Below are 18,555 nucleotides of genomic sequence, written 5' to 3' on the forward strand. Positions count from 1 at the left end.
AAGGCTAAACTGCGATTTGACCTTTTTTATCAAGGCAACTTCACACATTCGCCTAATGGAGTTGAAATGACTGACGATATTGACCAGATCCTCATCAGTGCCCTGATGGAAGATTCCCGACGTTCCCTCAAGGCCTTGGCAAACCTCAGTGGCCTGTCCTCCCCCAGTGTCGCCGAGCGCCTTCGCCGGCTCGAAGAACGTGGCGTGCTCAGGGGCTACACCGTTGAGGTGGACCCCAAGTGCTTCGGCTATCAACTCCAGGCCATCGTGCGTATCCGCCCGCTGCCGGGGCAGTTGCAGGAAGTGGAGCGGCAGATCCAGGCCATCGCCGAATTCACCGAATGCGACAAGGTAACCGGCGACGACTGCTTCATCGCCCGCCTGCACGTGCGCTCGATGGAACAGCTGGATACCTTGCTGGACAAACTCAATGTCCACGCCGAGACCAATACGGCCATCGTCAAGAAAACACCCGTCAAGCGACGGTTGCCGCCGATGGCGTAAGAACGTACCCCCCCGTGGGAGCGAGCTTGCTCGCGAAGAGGCCAGCATATTCAACACCCTCGTCGACTGTGACATCGCCTTCGCGAGCAAGCTCGCTCCCACAGGGTTACGCTTGCAACGGATAGACACACCAAGCCTTATCCTTTACGAACACGGCGATGGTCAGCGAAAAAGGGCTTATCCGTGGCAATACGATCCGAGGCCTTGGGCCCATTGGCCGCCTGGCCGTCCTGGCCATCGACGTACCAGTAACAGTGCTGCACCGCACGCGTGATGCCCACATACGCCAGGCGCAGGATTTCGTCCTTTTGCGCCGAGTCGTAAGGTTCGGCGTCACCGTCCTGGCCTAGCCCGGCCATTCGATAGACCTGGTTCTTGTAGGGTGAACTGCTCAGGTGCTGGCAGTCGCCCAGCAGGAACACCGCATCGGCCTGGAGCCCCTTGGCACTGTGGTAAGTCATTTGCCTGAGCCGTCGCGCGTCGTACGGCAAGCTAGAATCAACATTAACTGTTGGCTGAATATACTTTTCTATCAATAGCTTATCGCTACTTTTTCGATACAACATCAAGATCGAATCGCCGTTGCGATAGTGCTCATCCAGTCGCCGCGCCAACCCTTCGTCGTCGCGATCCAACACATTCACCGGGCTCAACGAGCGAGACACGCCACTGGCCTTGGCCTTCTTGCCTGGGATAGCCGCAGCGGCGCGAACAATATGCTCGGCCGCATCGATGATGTGTTGGTGGCTGCGGTAGTTGTCAGTGAGCATGACCCGGGTCGTCGTCGGCGACGGGAATTGCTTGTTGAATGCCATGAAATAGCTCGGCGAGCTGCCGCGCCAGCCATAGATTGATTGCCAATCGTCCCCTACACACAACAATGAAGAGCGTTGGGCGCCGCGCCCCACGTGCATCGCGGGACCACGGCTGCGTATTTCCCGAAGACTGGCGCGCAGCCAGGAGACGATCTGCGGCGACACGTCCTGGAACTCGTCGACCATCAGGTGCGAAAGCGGCCTGAGCAACGCATCCCCAGCAACTTGAAATTTTCCGGCGAATGTTCGCTGAACAGCGCAAACATGCGGTTGTAGGTCATGACCGGCGGCGATTGGTCGAGCAGATGGTCTTCGAATGCCCGCCAGTAGCGACTCAGCGCTTCGAAGAAATACCGATCGGGATCATCCTGGGCAAAGGACATCCGCCCCACGGCATCCGGGACGTCGAGGCCCAGGTTCTCGATAAAGCCTGCCGCCGCAACAAAGCAGTCCAGCAATGGCGCTGAACCCAGCTCGCCCTTGACCTTGTAGTCGAACCCAGGCCCGGCGCTGGCATCGCCGGCCATTGACGCTAATACACGTTTTGACGCCTCATAACTTTCCAGCCAGATCAGTGGCTTACGGCAAAAAGCTTGAAACAAGGTGCGCTTTACCGCCCATTCCGCGCGGATGCTCAACTTGGCGCCCGGACGATTGAGCCGGGCATCTTCCCGTGGATCGAACCCCAGTATCACCCAGGCATCCAGGGAAGGCGCGTAGCCATGACAGTGGAACGTCGAACCATTGATTTCGAACGTTTGTCGCTTCGGCTCGATACCCTTGATCGGCCAGGCACCGGCGCGGAACCACAGGTCTTCGACGGCATCGCACAACTCTTCGTCGCGCTGGGCTGCCAGTTCGGTCACGGCGACGCGCTTTTGCACATCCGGGTGATCGCGTTCCAGCTCCTTGAGTTGCAGCGCGTGGCGGGACAACGGCAGGATCAGCTCACGGAAACGCGCGTCACGCTGGTAAAGGTTGTAATAACAGGCGTTGAGTTGCTGGCGCTGGGCGTCGTTGATGCGCAAATCAAAGGGATTGCCCTGGGCATCATCGTCACCCGCTTCGGCGCGATGACTCTGGGTCTCGAACGCCTGGAGTCGTTCGAACCCTGGCAGGCTGCGAACCATGGGCAAGATGCGCGAATGGAATGTCCGCACCAGGTCACGGGCTTCCTTGAGGCTGACGGTTCGCCCCCACAGGGCAAACACTTCGATCAGTTTCTGGATGAAATCCTTGCGCGATTCCCGGGTAAACGTCACCACGGTCATCGAGTCCAGTTCGAAACCCAGGTAATGGGACAACAGCACAATGCGCAGTACCAGGGTGGTGGATTTGCCCGCCCCGGCCCCGGCGACCACCGAGGTCGAGGGCGTGTCGCTGAAAATCATCTTCCATTGCGCGGCGCTCGGTTGTGCATGCGCCGGCAGCAATCGGGTGACATCTGTCTTGATGCGTTTCTTCAGCTCGGCGGTCAGCGGCAGGCGCCAGTCATCGAACAGCAGATCATCGACCTGCGGTGCCGGATGCTCCGTGCTGCGCGAATCACGGATCAACAGGACCTGACGACCCTCCTCAAGTCCTTCGGCCCGGCCTTCCTTGTAGCCATAGTCAAAACCAGCGGTATGACCGCTGCGGAAACCGTCGGCCTGGCCATGCAACCAGGAAGCGCGATGTTGGGCTCGCAGGCGTGTCAGGCCATGGCCGAAGAACCGGGCTGCCAGGCGCTTGAACAGCGGCATCTGGGCCAGGGATAAAAGCTCGGGGGGAAGATCGGGAGTGTGTTGCGCCACGCTGATGACTCCGGGTGTTCATGAACCATGACGGCTATGGTGTCTGTATTTGCCGCCGGGTTCCACCCAAAAGCTTTTAAGTCATGGGTTTAGGCGATGAAGTGAAAGTTGGCTCGCGATTTTATATCTAAATACACGATAACTTTGACGCGTTTTTTACGCTTTTTATCGATGTGTTCCTTAGCGAAAATAGCCCCATCAACCATCGCTTTCGCTGCTCAGCGAAAAGGACACGAACATGCTCGAACTCAGGCCCTTCGCCACCTTGGGCGCCGCCAACCACGGTTGGCTGGATGCCCACCATCATTTTTCGTTCGCCGAATATTACGACCCACGGCGCATGAACTGGGGCAACTTGCGGGTCTGGAACGATGATGTTATCGCCCCTGGCAGCGGTTTTCCCCAACACCCGCACCGGGACATGGAAATCATCACCTATGTGCGCGAAGGCGCGATCAGCCACCAGGACAATCTGGGTAACAAGGGCCGCACGGAGGCCGGTGATGTACAGGTCATGAGCGCGGGCACCGGGATTGCCCATAGCGAGTACAACCTGGAATCGACGGCCACCCGCATTTTCCAGATCTGGATCATCCCCAACGAAGAAGGCCTGGCACCGTCATGGGGCGCCAAGCCGTTTCCCAAGGACTCGCGCGAAGGCTTCGTGACCTTGGCCAGTGGCAAGGCCGGCGATGACCAAAGCCTGCGCATTCGCGCCGACGCACGACTGGTAGCGGCCAATCTCAAGGCGGGTGAAAGTGCGGAGTATCGGCTGGACGCCGCACGTCGAGCTTATCTTGTGCCGGCAACTGGATTGATAGAAATCAATGGTTTGCGCGTACAAGCTCGAGACGGTGTTGCGATTGAAGATGAGCGGATATTGCGGGTGACCGCCATTGAAGACAGCGAAATCGTGCTCGTCGACCTCGCTTGATTGATCTTGTGGTGAGAGGAATTTGTGTGGGAGCAAAGCTTGCTCGCGAAACGGGCCTCGCGTTAAAGACCGCATCGCCTGGATCGCGGGCAAGCCTTGCTCCCACATAGTTGGGACAAGGCTTGCCGACGGTGTCACTTGCTGGTGATAGCCCCATCCACCAACGTTTGCGCCTCAGCCACCAATTGCTTGAGGTGCGCGTCGCCAATGAAGCTTTCGGCGTAGATCTTGTAGATATCCTCGGTCCCGGACGGGCGTGCCGCAAACCAGCCGTTTTCAGTCATGACCTTCAGGCCGCCAATGGCCTGATCATTGCCCGGCGCGTGACTGAGGATGTGCTGGATCTTCTCCCCGGCCAATTCGGTAGACGTCACCTGATCGGGCGACAGCTTGCTCAATAGCGCCTTCTGTTGCGGGCTGGCCTTGGCATCGACGCGTACCGAGAACGGTTCGCCCAGCTCGTCAGTCAACGCGCGGTAGGCCTGGCTCGGGTCGCGACCGGTGCGCGCCGTCATTTCAGCTGCCAACAGCGCCGGGATCAGGCCGTCCTTGTCGGTACTCCAGACTCCGCCGTCCTTGCGCAGGAACGAAGCACCGGCACTTTCTTCACCGCCAAAGCCCAGGGAACCATCGAACAGGCCGTCGGCAAACCACTTGAAGCCCACCGGCACTTCATAGAGGCGGCGACCCAGGCGCTTGGCCACGCGATCGATCAGGCCGCTGCTGACCACGGTCTTGCCCACCGCGGCATCGGCGAGCCATTGCGGGCGATTCTGGAACAGGTAGTCGATGGAGACCGCCAGGTAGTTGTTCGGCGCCAACAGGCCGCCAGACGGCGTCACGATGCCATGACGGTCATGGTCCGGGTCGCAGGCAAAGGCCACGTCGAAGCGGTCCTTCAGACCAATCAACCCTTGCATCGCATGGCTGGAAGACGGGTCCATGCGGATCTGCCCGTCCCAGTCGACGGTCATGAAACGGAAGGTGGAATCCACGTGAGTGTTCACCACTTCCAGGTCCAGGCGGTAATGCTCGGCAATGGCCGGCCAGTAGCGCACGCCTGCGCCACCCAACGGATCGACGCCCAAATGCAGCCCGGCGGTGCGGATGGCATCGAAATCGATGACATTGATCAGGTCCGCCACGTAGGTGTTGACGTAGTCGTGACGGTGGGTGGTGTCGGCCTTCAGGGCTTGCTCGTAGCTGACGCGCTTGACGCCGGCGAGCTGGTCGGCCAGCAGTTCGTTGGCCTTGGCTTCGATCCATTTGGTGATGTGGGTATCGGCCGGGCCACCGTTGGTAGGGTTGTACTTGTAGCCGCCGCTTTGCGGTGGGTTGTGGGACGGCGTGATGACGATGCCGTCCGCCAGGCCCGAGGTGCGGCCACGGTTGTAGCAGAGAATGGCGTGGGAAACCGCTGGTGTCGGGGTGTATTCATCGCCCTCGGCGATCATGACGGTTACACCGTTGGCCGCGAATACTTCCAGCGCACTGGCACCCGCCGGGGTCGATAGCGCGTGAGTGTCGATGCCGACGAACAGTGGCCCGTTGATGCCCTGGGCTTCGCGGTACAGGCAGATCGCCTGGCTGATGGCCAACACGTGCCACTCGTTGAAGCCCAGGTCGAAGGAGCTGCCACGGTGCCCGGAGGTGCCAAAAGCCACGCGCTGGGTTGCAACCGAGGCATCGGGTCGGCCGGTGTAGTAGGCCGTCACCAGTCGCGGGATATCGATCAACAACTCTGCCGGTGCCGGCTTGCCCGCAAATGGACTGACTGTCATGCAAAACCTCTGAGTGGAGTGGCTCGGTAAATGGAGTGCAGTTTACTGACAGTTCGACCATGGCGCGATGGGTTCGATCCATTGCCGCCGATTACGCTTGTTCGAGCCTCAAGGCGTCGGCCAGCGCGCAGAGCGCAGCGTCCATGTCCTGCGGCCCGTTCAGGGCGTGGGTCAGGCGCATATGTTGTGCATACAGGCCCTGGAGGCTGAACAACTCCCCCGGCGCGATGACGATTCGCTGGGCAAGCAGCCGATGGAAAACCCGTCGCAAGTCGACCCGTCGCGTCGACTGCATCCAGATCGTCGCACCACCTTGAGGTTCTGCCCATTGCAGGCTATCCCCTAGCCGCTCGCGCAGCAATTGCGTAGTCGAAACCGCGCTTTCACGCAGCAGGCGCCGCAACACCAGCAAGTGCTGGTCAATCCGACCGTTGCTGTACAGCCGGGCGATGGCTTTCTGGCGGATCGGCGACAAGCGAAACGCTCGCAACAGGAAATGTCGCTGCAGGTGCAGGGTCAACTGGCGCGACAACACGTAGCCATACGGCGCCTCTGGCCCGATGGTTTTCTCGAACGTCGAATAGACGATCAGCCGGTCCGGGTCGAGCAAGTCTCGAAAAGGCGTCATCCTTGCCTCGAACGCCAGGTCTGTATGGCTGTCGTTCTCCAGCACCCAAGTCCCGTGCCGCTCCAGCAAATGCGCGATGGTACGACGGTTCTCTTCAGGAACCAGTGTCCCCCTCGGCATATTCAAGACCGACGACAGCACCACCAGGCGTACCGTTTCGTTCACCAGCAGCTGTTCCAGTTGCTCGACATTGAGTTCCCCCCTGGCCAGCAGTGGCAGCTCGATGACGTTGACCTCCGCCGCCTGCAGCAGGCGCAACACCGCCCAATCGCAGGGCGATTCGATCAGCACGGTGGCCCCCCTGAGTGCCAGCACCGCGATAAGAATTTCCAGGACGCCCCGCAGGTCGGCGCCAATGTAGACGTCATCGGCATTCCAGCAACGGGCCGGCGAAGACGTGTAGCGGGCAGCCAGCGCAGTGCGAAGCTCCAGCTCGCCCCAGGGTTGCGAGGGTGTCTGCGAGGAGCGCGGGTACTGGCGCAGCAGTTCGCGCTCGAGCAGCAACAGCGGGCTGTCCAACGGCTGCATCGACGCCGGTTCATCCGCGCTGAGCACCTGCATACCTGGTCGTCGGGCATTGACGTACAGGGTCTCGAGTAAATCGTCACCGCCGTCCAGGGTGGCCATGCTGGGCACGGGCAGCGCGTAGTAACCGGACTTGGCGATCGAATAGACCCGCCCTTCCTTTTCCAGCAGCGAATACGCGTACTGAATGGTCGATATCGACACGTTCAGACGCTCGGCCAGTTGCCGCAGCGACGGCAGGCGAACCCGCGCATCAACCTCCAGCTCGTTGATCAGCGTGGTCAGGTAGCGATAAACCGCCTGATAGGCGAAGTCTGTCTCCCGGCAATTTTTCATCGGCTCAGGCCAGGACAGCGGGTCGCAGTCAGCTCAGTCGCAACGCCGGGTACAAGGACTGGGGACGAGGTAGATGAGTCCGTCAAACCTCGTTCCTCAATGCCTTGCCGAGCGTTCGTGCAACCCATCGGCAGCCGATCCGCCTTCTGCAGCGTCAACGCCGTCATTGGCCTGCTGCGGATCGGCGCCCGGGGCGCTTTCCGCTTGTTCCGGCAGTGAAACACTCGCCCGGTACAGCTTGCCAAGGATGTCGATGGGCAAGCCGCTGACATCGACCATCCACTGCGCTACCTGATCGGCGACGGTCGCGCCCTGCATGGCCTTGTGCAGGTCCGGCATCGCCACCAGCATGCCGGGGTGGCAGCAACGCAGGAAATGCTCCAGGCCCGTGCCCTGCCCCACGAAGGGCGCGAACAGCATGCACACCAGTTGCGTTTCACTGAGCCCCAGGATCTTTTGTGCTTCAAGGGCGGCGTAGGCACGACGCTCGGGAATCGACGACGGCGAGCCGAACAGCGCCCGAGCCTGTTCGCAGACGTGTTCCGGCAATTGCTTGCGGTGCATGATCATGATCGCCCGCTGCGCGTAGTCGCCGTAGCCGGTTTCATAGCTGCGTCCGTGCAGGTAGCAGGCCTGCAGGCCGTGCAGATGGGCCGACAGCAGCGGGCTGATGTATTCGTTTTCAGGCGCCGATGGCACAAGCCCCTCGGTCTGCACCCGCAGAAACTCGTTGAAGAGCGGCCAGTTGGTTCCCTCCGAACGATCGACGATCAGGTCGTCGATGCCGACGTGGCCCACTCGCCGGCAGGCCTCGAAGTGACCCTCGGGCTTCCAGGCATCGAGGCGCTCCGGCCCATAGAAATGCCGGTAGACATCACCGCCCAGGGCGTCGAGGTGGGCAAAAAGGTTGTCGAAACCGCAGGCGTGCTCGGTCAGCAGGCCGATCTTGCGAGTCGCGCGGCGCAGGCCCGATATGAATTGTTTTTGCTGGCGCGGTGTATCGCTGCTGACCAACGAATCCACGCCCGACTCCCAGCGGGCCATGTGCCGATAGAACTCGGCCATCGCCAGGTAGCCGTCGTCCCCAATCTCCAAGGGGCTGTCGACCGCGCGAAGGTGCCCCAGGACCAGCAGGTCCATGCGATTGGCTTCGTGCCCCGCCATCGACAGGGGCTGCCGGTGATTGAACGGCAACACCTCGCGGTTATCGGCCATCAGCAATTCGACCCGGGGATCATCGTAGACAAACAGCGCGCTGTAGCAGCGGTGGATGTTTTCCAGCGTCGCCTGGGTAGTTTCGCTCAGGCGTGGCGTGGCGACGCGCAAGGTGAAGGTCACCGGATGTCGCCCCGCGATGCTCAACTGTGCGGCCCGCAAGGCGGTCAGCACATAAAAACTTTCCCTGCTCCCATTCTGGACCGTCAACACTCGGTAATCGCCAATCCGCTCGATGCCTCCGGCGGCGACAATTAAACGCTGGATCAAAAGCTGCAACGCGGTACGTTCTGCCCGGGAATAAAAACCTGACAGTCGTTGCAGTATCTGTTGATACACGTGAGTCATTGCCTGCTCATGAATTGCACTCATAGCCATTTACCTGGAAATTCAACTATCGGCGTCGCACCCGCACCAACGTGACTGCGCGACGTGTTGATCTAGATGGTTGTTCTAGCACTCAAAGAGTATTAGCAATACGCTCGAGCATTGCTTGTCGTAATTATTTGATACATATACCGAGAGTAGGCTCACGCCCCTTCACACTCCCGCCTAATGCCCCGAAAACACGGGACCCAAGCGACCGGACGGCACGTCCTAGGAGAATTCCGACAACGTCCCACAGACAATGAGCACAAGAAACAAAGAACTTGCCGAACTTTAATTGGCAGTCTACCCCGCCCCGTCTTCTCCAGGGTCGATAGATATATCTGCAGCTGTTAATGCTCGTTACCCCTTGAATGCATCTTGAAGGATGAAGACCTTCGAAAAAGTTATACCGCACCACGACTTCTTCCTTGATATGGAAATCAGCGTTCAATTATCAAGACTTAAACAATGATTAGAAGATACAGATTGAGGGCAAAAACCAGTTCAGATGTTGGCCGACAGACCGTTTCAGTCTTGAGCGAACCGGGACAGGCCATTCAAGGCGCGAGATGGTGAGGTGCGGACGCAGCACCGCCAGGCAGGAGGTGCCGTAAGAAAGGATGGGGTGTCAGGGCGAAGGCAGCGCAAGAGCCCGGGGCGATGACTCTTGCGCAAGACAGGGTTCAGGCCGGGTCGACGACCTGAAGGGCAACACGTTCACGGCAAGGGCATTCGCCCATGTAACGGTGAGCCTCGACGAACTCGGAGAATGGGAAGACCCGAGTCTTGAGTGGCAACAGCACGCGGTCGGCGGTCAGTTGATTGATATCGCGCAGTGCTCGTTGCAAGGCCACCTGGTCCTGGAGAATGCCCAGTTCCGGCTTGCCAGTGAAATTGCCGATGCAGTGCACAAAGAACTGAATGTTCTTCTGGAACGCCGCGCAGGCTGGAAACGGCGTCTGGTTGCCACCCTGCAAGCCATACAGCACCAGGCTGCCACGCGGTGCCAACACGTCACCCAGCAGCGACATCTGGGGCCCGCCGAGGCCGTCGAAGACCACATCGACGCCACGGTTGTCGGTGAGCTTGTTGATTTGCATCAGCAAGTCCTGCTCTTCGGTGACGATGACCTTCTCGGCGCCCAGCGACAACAGGTACTCACGCTCGTCAGCCGTCTTGGTGGCCGCGATCACCCGCACACCCAGGGCCTTGCCCAGTTGTACGAAGGAAGGGCCGGCGCAATGACTGGCATCGGTGACCAGGGCGAATTGCCCCGGCTTGACCCGCGCCAGGTCCATGTAGGCGAAATATGCGATCAGCAGCGGCGTGTAATGCACGGCGGCTTCGATCGGGCTGAGCACGTCGGGATAACGGGTCAGCGCGGTGCGTGGCAGCACGATGACCTCACCGTACACCGGATAATCGTTCGGGCTCTCGGCCGGGAAACTGGCGACCTTGTCGCCCACGGCCAAGTCATCGACGCCGTCGCCGACGGCCGTTACCACGCCGGCCATTTCATGGCCCAGGCCCGAAGGCAGACGTGCCTGGGACGACGCCAGGTTCTGGCGCCACAAGGTGTCGTACCAACTGATGCCGATCGCTTCGACACGGACCTGCACTTCTCCTGGCGCAGGAAGAGCCGCCGCATGCTCTTCGCATTTGAGCACCTCGGCACCACCAAACTTGTGAAAACGGATCGTGCGGGACATCGCAAACCTCGTCAAAGTAACCTCTAATGCCATGAACTCTATCCGGGCTTTGTACCCAAGACCATCAGTGGCTATTAATAGTCGACATGCCTGTCATTGATTCCGCAGTAAGAAAAACCAACCAATCCTGTAGGACTTAACCTAAGAAAACTCAATTAGCCGGTGCAGAGTACCAGCCTTTCCCCGTAAGATTCATGCCGGCCATTGTTCCCATATGGCCGCTCACGTCAAGCTTACCGAATCTGCCAGGACCCCAGATGAATCGTAATGACCTGCGGCGTGTCGATCTGAACCTGTTGATCGTGTTCGAAACATTGATGCATGAACGCAGTGTGACTCGCGCGGCCGAGAAACTGTTCCTAGGCCAACCGGCCATCAGCGCCGCGCTGTCGCGCCTGCGCAGCCTGTTCGATGACCCGTTGTTCGTACGTACCGGCCGCAGCATGGAGCCTTCGGCCCGGGCGGTCGAGATCTTCGCCCTGCTCTCCCCGGCCCTGGATTCGATTTCCACGGCGGTCAGCCGTGCAGCGGAATTTGACCCGGCCACCAGCACCTCGGTGTTTCGCATCGGCCTGTCGGACGACGCCGAATTCGCCCTGCTGCCGATGCTGCTCAAGCGCCTGCGCGCCGAAGCGCCCGGCATCGTGCTGGTGGTGCGCCGGGTCAACTACATCCTGATGCCTGGTTTGCTGGCGTCCGGTGAAATCTCCATTGGCGTCAGCTACACCGACGACCTGCCGGCCAACGCCAAGCGCAAGGTCTTGCGACGCAGCTTGCCCAAAGTATTGCGGGCCGACACCGCGCCGGGACGACTGACCCTGGACGAATTCTGCGCGCGGCCCCATGCCCTGGTGTCTTTCGCGGGTGACTTGAGCGGCTTCATCGATGAAGAGCTGGCGAAACTCGACCGCAAGCGCCACGTAGTGCTGGCCGTGCCGCAATTCAACGGTCTGAGCACCCTGCTGTCGGGCACCGACATCATCGCCACCGTGCCCGACTACACGGCCGACGCGCTGACCGCCGCCGGCGGCGTACGCGCCGAAGACCCACCCATACCGGTGCGCAGCTTCGAGCTGCACATGGCCTGGCGCGGTTCCCAGGACAACGACCCTGGGGAGCGGTGGTTGCGGTCGCGGATTCAGATGTTTTTTGGCGATCCTGAGAGTCTTTAGGCGTCGTCGGGCAGGCTGTTCAGTTGATCATTTCTGCCTTTTCATAGACCATGGAGATCTATCCACTTCCAGAGGATGAGACACCTGGGGGGCAAATCTGAGGGCATGTTTGGGATGGTTTGAAAAGGATGCCCCCAGCCTAAGGTCCAGCAGCCCAATCTCGAAAAAGTCACACACTGGTGATGGGATTGACGTGGGCAAACTCGGCTGAGGACTATGCCGTGCCAGCGTCTCACTCAGTGAGACGCTCCCAAGTCGCTTCAAGAACGCCGAAGGTTTTGTCGAGAATGGCGGTTCCCCTTTGCTCGGTCCATGCTGACCTCTTCCCTCTTCGCGGTTTTCTAAGGTGTATCACGATCCCGGACGTTGGCGATGGAAAACACCACATTCAGCGCGATCCAGTCCCATGACATGAAAATTAAATCAGCCAGAAAATGCGAGTAAAGAACGCAATGACGGATAGCTTGTGAACACTTAAGCTGCTGGTTATTACGCACCACTCAAGGGGCCATTAATGTCATTTGATTTTCACCACCTTCTACTCGTTTTTACCGCCTACATTGTTGGAGCTGCAAGCCCGGGTCCCAGCAATATGCGGATCATGGGCGTTGCCATGCACCAAGGCAGAAAACCTGCGCTGATACTTGCAGCCGGAGTTATCAGTGGTTCTTTTTTTTGGGGATCAATGGCCGCCACAGGCGTCTCGGCCATTCTGCTTCAGTTCACCCAGGCACTCTTCGTACTCAAGATCGTCGGCGGAGCGTACTTGCTGTTCCTAGCCCTGAAAGCGGGACGTTCTGCTCTGACACCTGACGAGCAAATTGAGAAAGCGCTGGCAGCAGCACCAACCGTCTCGGGCTTTGGCCTCTACCGGCGGGGCTTGCTTATGCACCTTACCAACCCAAAGGCTTTACTGGGTTGGATCGCAACGATGACACTGGGTTTAGGACCACAAGCGACGCCTGAAACGGTTGTAATCATCCTGGCTGGCTGTGCCGTGTTGAGCATTACTATTTTCTGCGGCTATGCGATCGTTTTCTCCACGGCACCGATGATTCGGGGGTATCGCAGGGCGCGCGGGTGGATTGAAGGCACCCTTGCGTTGGTCTTTGGCGCCGCAGGTTTTAGGCTGCTGTTCTCCCGCACGTGATTCAAAGCCAACCCTTGCGAGGATGGCCTAAGTTCGAAAGCCATCCACCAACTGCTTGAGTCGTGTGGCTTGCCGTTCAAGATCGTCACAAGCAAGCAGCGTGGCTTGAAGGTTTTCCAACCCTTCCTGGTTAAGGGTTTTGATCTCGGTGATGTCAACGTTCAACGAATCAATGACCGAAGTCTGCTCTTCAGTCGCGGTCGCCACCGACTGGTTGATGCCGTCAATTTCGCTGATACGCTGACTGACACTGCCCAGCCGCTCACCTGCCTGGTTGGCGATCATCACGCCGTCCTTACTGTAGCGTTCACTTTCATTCATGGTGAGTACCGCCTCCCGTGCGCCCACCTGAAGCTCTTCAATCATCGTATGGATTTCCTGGGCCGACGTCTGAGTCCGGTAAGCCAGGCTGCGAACTTCGTCAGCTACCACCGCAAAACCGCGGCCGGCATCACCCGCCCGCGCGGCCTCGATGGCGGCATTGAGTGCCAACAGGTTGGTCTGTTCGGAAATGCCTTTGATCACTTCAAGAATCCGCCCGATGTTCTCCGTCTTGCCGTTCAGCACCTCTATGTTGTTGCATGACGTGCGGATTTTTCCTGATAGCTTGTCCATGGCATTTATCGTTTGTGTCACTACCTCGCGGCCACCTTCTGCCTGACGTCGGGCATCCGACGCCTGAAGGGAAGCGTCACCAGCGCTACGCGCAATTTCCTGGGCCGCCGCACCCAGTTCATTAATCGCTGCGACAATACTGTTGGTTCGACTGGCCTGGTTGTCCGAGTTGTCCATGGACGAGCTGGAAGTCTGCATCACGCGCTTAGTCACTTCATTAACCTGCTCGGTGGCAAAAGAGACCTCACGTATTGAGTGCTGGATACGCTCAACAAAAAGGTTAAAGTCGCCGGCCAGCTCTCCGAACTCATCCTTTGAATGCACACTCAAGCGACGGGTAAGGTCGCCCTCACCCTGAGCGATATCACGCATGGCTTTACCCATCAGCCTCAGGGGCTGCATCAATACGCGAATCAGTACGCCCAGCAGAAGCAGCGTGATCACCACGGCAATGACCATCGCCAAAATGGCAGAAGCGCGAAAATCACCAAGTGCCTTGTAAGCTTTGCTTTTGTCGATAGACAAACCGACATACCAGTTCACCGAAGGCAGTCCCTTGATTGGTGAAAACATCACGATTTGAGGGACTCCTTCCTGCTCTGTCTCACTGATGTGGGTGCTGAGTGACGGTGTGCTTTGGGGATAGATATCGCTCAGCCGCTTCATCACCCGATCTTTGTCCGGATGAACCAGCACCCTGCCCTCGGCGTTGACCAGAAAGGCATAGCCGATTCCCCCCAGATCAAGCGAGCTGACGATTTTCGCCAGCGTTTGCAACGTCAGATCCCCGCCTACCACCCCAAGCGGCTGGCCGTCGCGACCGACCGGAGTTGCAATGGTCATCATCAACTGACCCGTCGTCACATCCAAGTACGGCTCGGTCAGCGTAGTCCCTCCGGCAGCCATCGCGTCCGTATACCAAGGACGGGTGCGAGGATCGTAATCAGCGGGTAAATCGTCCTTCGGTCGAATGGCGTAACTACCGTCACGACTGCCTAGATAAGTGAAGGTAAACGTTGATAGCACTGACCTCTGCTCAAGCAGTCGCGTGACGTTTTCCGGAACTGGATCGCTGGCAAAGGTCTGAGCAATATGATCAACCAGCAGTATCCGTCCAGAGAGCCAGGACTGAACACTTGCGGCCGTGATCTTGCTCATCTCTTCAAGATGGTTTTCAAGGTTCGTGCGGATCGTTTTGCGCTGAATCGAGTCGTTGTAAAGCGTAAAAAGCGAAAACGCTGCGACAACAACGAATGATGCCGCAAGCAGTACCTTATGACTGAACTTCAGGTTGGCAATCATCATGGTTTATCCATAGGTCCGGGGTGTTGTAGTTGTTATTCGATACCGAGGTAGGTTGATGACTGCTTCGTCGATATGCCCCAGAGCCCCATGGCCAAGGCGTTTCACTTCAGCCCGTTGGACAGAAACTGCTGCAGGCGCTCGCTTCGGGGGCTATCCAGAATCTCAGGTCCGCCCTGCTCTTCAACCAGCCCCTGATGAAGAAACAGCAGTTGGTTCGACACTTTGCGTGCAAACCCCATTTCATGGGTCACCATGATCATGGTTCGTCCCTCTTCAGCGAGCCCTTGGATGACTTTCAACACCTCGCCCACCACTTCAGGGTCGAGCGCCGAGGTGGGCTCATCGAACAGCATGACCTCAGGCTCCATGGCAAGGGCACGCGCGATCGCTACCCGCTGTTGCTGCCCGCCCGAAAGAAAGGCAGGGAACTGATCGGCAACACGAGCCGGCAACCCTACTTTTTCCAGATATCGCCGGGCACGGTCCTCCGCGTCTTTTTTGCTGACACCCAGCACCCTACGCGGGGCAATGGTGATGTTTTCCAGCACGGTCATATGCCCCCACAGGTTGAAATGCTGGAAGACCATGGCCAAACGGGTACGCAGTCGTTGCAGCTCGCGATCATCCGCCACACGCAATCCCGCATGATTTTTAACCATGCAGATCGGTTTGCCATCCAGGCTCATGGCACCGTCGTTAGGTGTTTCGAGAAAATTGATACAGCGCAGGAACGTACTCTTTCCCGAGCCGCTGGCGCCGATCAGGCTGATGACATCGCCCGTTTTGGCTTGCAGGGAAACGCCCTTGAGTACTTCATGGGTACCGTAACTTTTGTGTAGCCCGTCAACCGTCAATTTGTACATGTTCGCAATCATCCTCTAAGCGGATTGGGAGCAGCCCTGTCAGAAACAAGGCTCAGTGAGTCGGCCCTAAAAAAGCCAGCCAGTGACGTTCGGCAATTCGGAACAGGCCGACCAGCGTAAAGGTCACCGCCAGGTAAATCAGTGCCGCAACCCCAAACGATTGAAAGGTTAAAAAGGTCGCAGAGTTCGCGTCACGGGCGACTTTGAGAATGTCCGGTACCGTGGCGGTGAATGCCACCGTGGTCGAGTGCAGCATCAAGATCACTTCGTTGCTGTAATACGGCAGCGAGCGACGCAAGGCTGACGGCATGATCACAAACGCATAGAGCTTCCATCCCGAGAGGCCATACGCTTTTGCCGCCTCGACCTCGCCATGGGCAATGTTGCGAATGGCCCCGGCAAATATCTCTGTGGTGTAGGCGCACGTGTTCAAGGCGAAGGCAAGAATGGTGCAGTTCATCGCATCGCGAAAAAATGCATCCAACACAGGCTGAGCACGTATTGCTGCCAGGCTATAGATCCCGGTGTAGCAGATCAGCAGCTGGATATAGAGCGGTGTGCCCCTGAACAGGTAGGTGTAGAACTGCACCGGCCAGCGCACGTAAAACCTCGGCGAGACTCGAGCGATAGACAGTGGAATCGATACGACAAAGCCGATGAACAGCGATGCACTGAGCAACCACAACGTCATGGCTAGACCGGTAATTTGCTGGCCGTCGCTGTAGACGAATGACCGCCAGTACTCTTGCAGTAGTTCGATCATCGCACCGCCTCCCGTGAACCCGCGGCGTAGTGTTTTTCCAGGCAGCCCAGGACGAAATTGGAGACACTGGTGATGATCAGGTAGGTCAGTGCAGCCAGTACCAGGAAAAAGAACAATTGATAGGTGCTTTTTCCCGCGTCCTGGGCAGCTTTAACCAAGTCAGCCAGACCGATGATCGACACCAATGCGGTGGCTTTGAGAATCACCATCCAGTTGTTACCCAGCCCCGGGAGGGCAAACCGCATCATTTGCGGGAACACCACAAAGCGAAAACGCTGAGCACGACTTAACCCATAGGCGGTAGCGGCTTCGACCTGGCCACGGGGCACTGCCAGCATGGCGCCGCGGAAGGTTTCGGTGAAATAGGCACCGTAGATAAACCCAAGGGTGATAATTCCTGCGACGAAGGGATTGATTTCGATGTACTCCCAGCCCAACGCCACCGTGATGACCGTCAGCCAGGTTTGCAGGCTGTAGAAAATCAACAGCATCAGTACCAGATCGGGCACCCCACGAATCAGCGTGGTGTAGAGCTGCGCTGGCACGCGCAGCAGCTTGATGCTGGAGAGTTTGGCGCTGGCCCCGATGAGTCCGAGCAATACGCTGAGCACCAGGGAGCACAGGGACAGCTTGACGGTCATCCAGGCGCCTTCGAGCAGCAGAGGGCCGAAGCCTTGAAGGCTGAATGCAGAGAGCCCCAATGCGCCTATTAGTGTTTCGAACATGATCAACAACCTATAGCGATAAACGCCCATCCGGCGGATGAGCGCTGGGTGGTTATTTGCCGCTGTAAAGATTCAGATCGCCAAAGTGCTGCTTCTGGATCGAATCATAGGTGCCATCGTCGTGCAGGGCCTGGATCGCTTTATCCAACAAGGCCTTGAGCTCTGTATTGCCCTTGGCGATACCGATGGCTGTCTTGGAGGGAAGATAAGGACTCTCTACCGGAGGGCTCATTTCGTAATCAGTGCCCTGCGCTGACTTGATAAAGCCCAATTGCGCTTGAAGTGTATCCTGCAACGAGGCGTCCAGCCGCCCCGCTACCAGGTCGTAATACACCTGGTCCTGGTTCTGGTAGGACTGGATTTTTACGCCGGCCTTGTCCAGCACGGCCTTGGCGTAGGCTTCCTGGATGCTGCCCTGAAAGTAGCCAACCGTTTTGCCTTTGAGCGACGCCACATCAGCGCTCAGGCCCGACCCTTTCTTGAACACGTAGGAGGTGAACCCGGAAAACAGCTCGTTTGAAAAATCGATGGCTTTTTCGCGGGTGGCCGTCACGGTCATGGATGACAGGATCCCGTCGAACTTGCCGGCTCTGAGCCCCGGAATCAGGCCATCAAAATCGCTTTCCACCCATATGCATTTGACTGAAAGCTTGGCGCAGATCGCGTTACCCAAATCAATATCAAATCCCTTGAGGCTGCCATCTGCTGCCTTGGACTCAAACGGCGCATAGTTGGCATCCACGCCGAAGCGCAAGGTGGAATATTCTTTGGCCGACACTGCACTCGTGCACAACGCCAAGCACGTAATCAAGTACAACTTTTTTAGCGAAATCATAAGTACATCCCTAGATATTGTAGTTGGATTAAGGGCAGTAAACATCTGACAGCGTTAAACGTGACACTCATTATTATTTACCAAGGCCAGAGCCTCGACTTGAACATTACCCGAGTGTCGCGACTTTACGAATATGGCAAACTGAACGTTATCACGAGCAAAATGCTCGCCTTTCAAGCAGACACGAGCTTCATCATTAACAAACCACTGACAATCAAGACAGCCGCCACGATCCGCAGCAGCGTGGCGGGTTCACCCATGAAGAAAATACCCGCCGCAAACGCACCCACCGCGCCGATGCCGGTCCAGATGGTATACGCCGTACCCAACGGCAAACTCTTCATCGAGAACGATAACAACGCAAAACTGGCGATCACCGTGACAAATGTAATGACCGTTGGCACTAATCGGGTAAACCCTTCAGATTGTTTCATCGAAAAAGCCCAGACCACTTCAAACAGCCCTGCAACAATCAAACTTACCCAAGCCATAAGCAACTCCCAAGCAACAAACAGACA

At 58.0% G+C, this 18,555-nt stretch carries 14 protein-coding genes and 1 pseudogene; 4 read left to right on the forward strand and 11 right to left on the reverse strand.

All coding sequences use genetic code 11. The features are described 5' to 3' along the window. Positions 1-66 precede the first annotated feature (66 nt). A complete protein-coding gene (locus tag KI235_RS16290; RefSeq protein ID WP_003202176.1) occupies positions 67-504 on the forward strand; it encodes an Lrp/AsnC family transcriptional regulator in 438 nt (145 codons plus the stop codon). A 137-nt stretch (positions 505-641) separates the two neighbouring features. Here KI235_RS16290 and KI235_RS16295 read toward each other — a convergent pair. Beyond that, positions 642-3,112: pseudogene (locus tag KI235_RS16295) on the reverse strand (UvrD-helicase domain-containing protein). A 238-nt stretch (positions 3,113-3,350) separates the two neighbouring features. On the opposite strand from KI235_RS16295, the gene KI235_RS16300 reads away from it, so the two are divergent. Next, positions 3,351-4,046: a pirin family protein gene (locus KI235_RS16300; protein ID WP_003202180.1), complete on the forward strand. Its 696-nt coding sequence runs from the start codon at positions 3,351-3,353 to the stop codon at positions 4,044-4,046. Between the two features lie 134 nt (positions 4,047-4,180). On the opposite strand, the gene pgm is transcribed toward KI235_RS16300, so the two are convergent. From pgm to KI235_RS16320, 4 genes are all read right to left on the reverse strand, one after another. Next, positions 4,181-5,827: a phosphoglucomutase (alpha-D-glucose-1,6-bisphosphate-dependent) gene (gene pgm, locus KI235_RS16305; RefSeq protein WP_028236830.1), complete on the reverse strand. Its 1,647-nt coding sequence runs from the start codon at positions 5,825-5,827 to the stop codon at positions 4,181-4,183. Between the two features lie 91 nt (positions 5,828-5,918). Next, positions 5,919-7,316: a PLP-dependent aminotransferase family protein gene (locus KI235_RS16310; protein ID WP_039012086.1), complete on the reverse strand. Its 1,398-nt coding sequence runs from the start codon at positions 7,314-7,316 to the stop codon at positions 5,919-5,921. Positions 7,317-7,412: 96 nt separating this feature from the next. Continuing rightward, positions 7,413-8,903, reverse strand: a complete 1,491-nt coding sequence (locus KI235_RS16315) for a hypothetical protein (RefSeq protein WP_003202187.1) — start codon at positions 8,901-8,903, stop codon at positions 7,413-7,415. 680 nt (positions 8,904-9,583) lie between these two features. Then, positions 9,584-10,609 (reverse strand): zinc-dependent alcohol dehydrogenase family protein, encoded by a 1,026-nt coding sequence (locus tag KI235_RS16320; protein WP_003202189.1) that lies wholly within the window; start codon positions 10,607-10,609, stop codon positions 9,584-9,586. A 257-nt stretch (positions 10,610-10,866) separates the two neighbouring features. Here KI235_RS16320 and KI235_RS16325 point away from each other — a divergent pair, with 257 nt between their 5' ends. Both KI235_RS16325 and KI235_RS16330 read left to right on the forward strand, forming a co-directional pair. Next, entirely contained in the window at positions 10,867-11,781 is a 915-nt protein-coding gene (locus tag KI235_RS16325; RefSeq protein WP_003202191.1) for a LysR family transcriptional regulator, read from the forward strand. Positions 11,782-12,295: 514 nt separating this feature from the next. After that, positions 12,296-12,931, forward strand: coding sequence for a LysE family translocator (locus tag KI235_RS16330; protein WP_003202193.1), 636 nt, complete (start codon positions 12,296-12,298; stop codon positions 12,929-12,931). A 27-nt stretch (positions 12,932-12,958) separates the two neighbouring features. Here KI235_RS16330 and KI235_RS16335 read toward each other — a convergent pair whose 3' ends face one another. The 6 genes from KI235_RS16335 to KI235_RS16360 form a co-directional block, all read right to left on the reverse strand. Next, positions 12,959-14,848: a methyl-accepting chemotaxis protein gene (locus tag KI235_RS16335; RefSeq protein WP_027911546.1), complete on the reverse strand. Its 1,890-nt coding sequence runs from the start codon at positions 14,846-14,848 to the stop codon at positions 12,959-12,961. A 104-nt stretch (positions 14,849-14,952) separates the two neighbouring features. Beyond that, positions 14,953-15,714, reverse strand: a complete 762-nt coding sequence (locus KI235_RS16340) for an ATP-binding cassette domain-containing protein (RefSeq protein WP_003202197.1) — start codon at positions 15,712-15,714, stop codon at positions 14,953-14,955. A gap of 52 nt (positions 15,715-15,766) precedes the next feature. Beyond that, positions 15,767-16,477, reverse strand: a complete 711-nt coding sequence (locus KI235_RS16345; protein ID WP_003202199.1) for an ABC transporter permease — start codon at positions 16,475-16,477, stop codon at positions 15,767-15,769. Further along, positions 16,474-17,202 carry an ABC transporter permease gene (locus KI235_RS16350; RefSeq protein ID WP_027911547.1) on the reverse strand — a complete coding sequence of 243 codons (729 nt, stop codon included), beginning with the start codon at positions 17,200-17,202 and terminating at the stop codon, positions 16,474-16,476. The genes KI235_RS16345 and KI235_RS16350 overlap by 4 nt, the downstream gene beginning before the upstream one ends. 52 nt (positions 17,203-17,254) lie before the next feature. Further along, complete coding sequence (locus KI235_RS16355) at positions 17,255-18,037, reverse strand: transporter substrate-binding domain-containing protein (RefSeq protein ID WP_027911548.1); 783 nt, start codon at positions 18,035-18,037, stop codon at positions 17,255-17,257. Between the two features lie 173 nt (positions 18,038-18,210). Further along, complete coding sequence (locus KI235_RS16360) at positions 18,211-18,528, reverse strand: multidrug efflux SMR transporter (RefSeq protein WP_003202205.1); 318 nt, start codon at positions 18,526-18,528, stop codon at positions 18,211-18,213. Positions 18,529-18,555 lie beyond the last annotated feature (27 nt).

Source organism: Pseudomonas sp. St386 (assembly GCF_018325865.1).
In the GTDB taxonomy this organism is placed as follows: Bacteria; Pseudomonadota; Gammaproteobacteria; order Pseudomonadales; family Pseudomonadaceae; genus Aquipseudomonas; species Aquipseudomonas brassicacearum.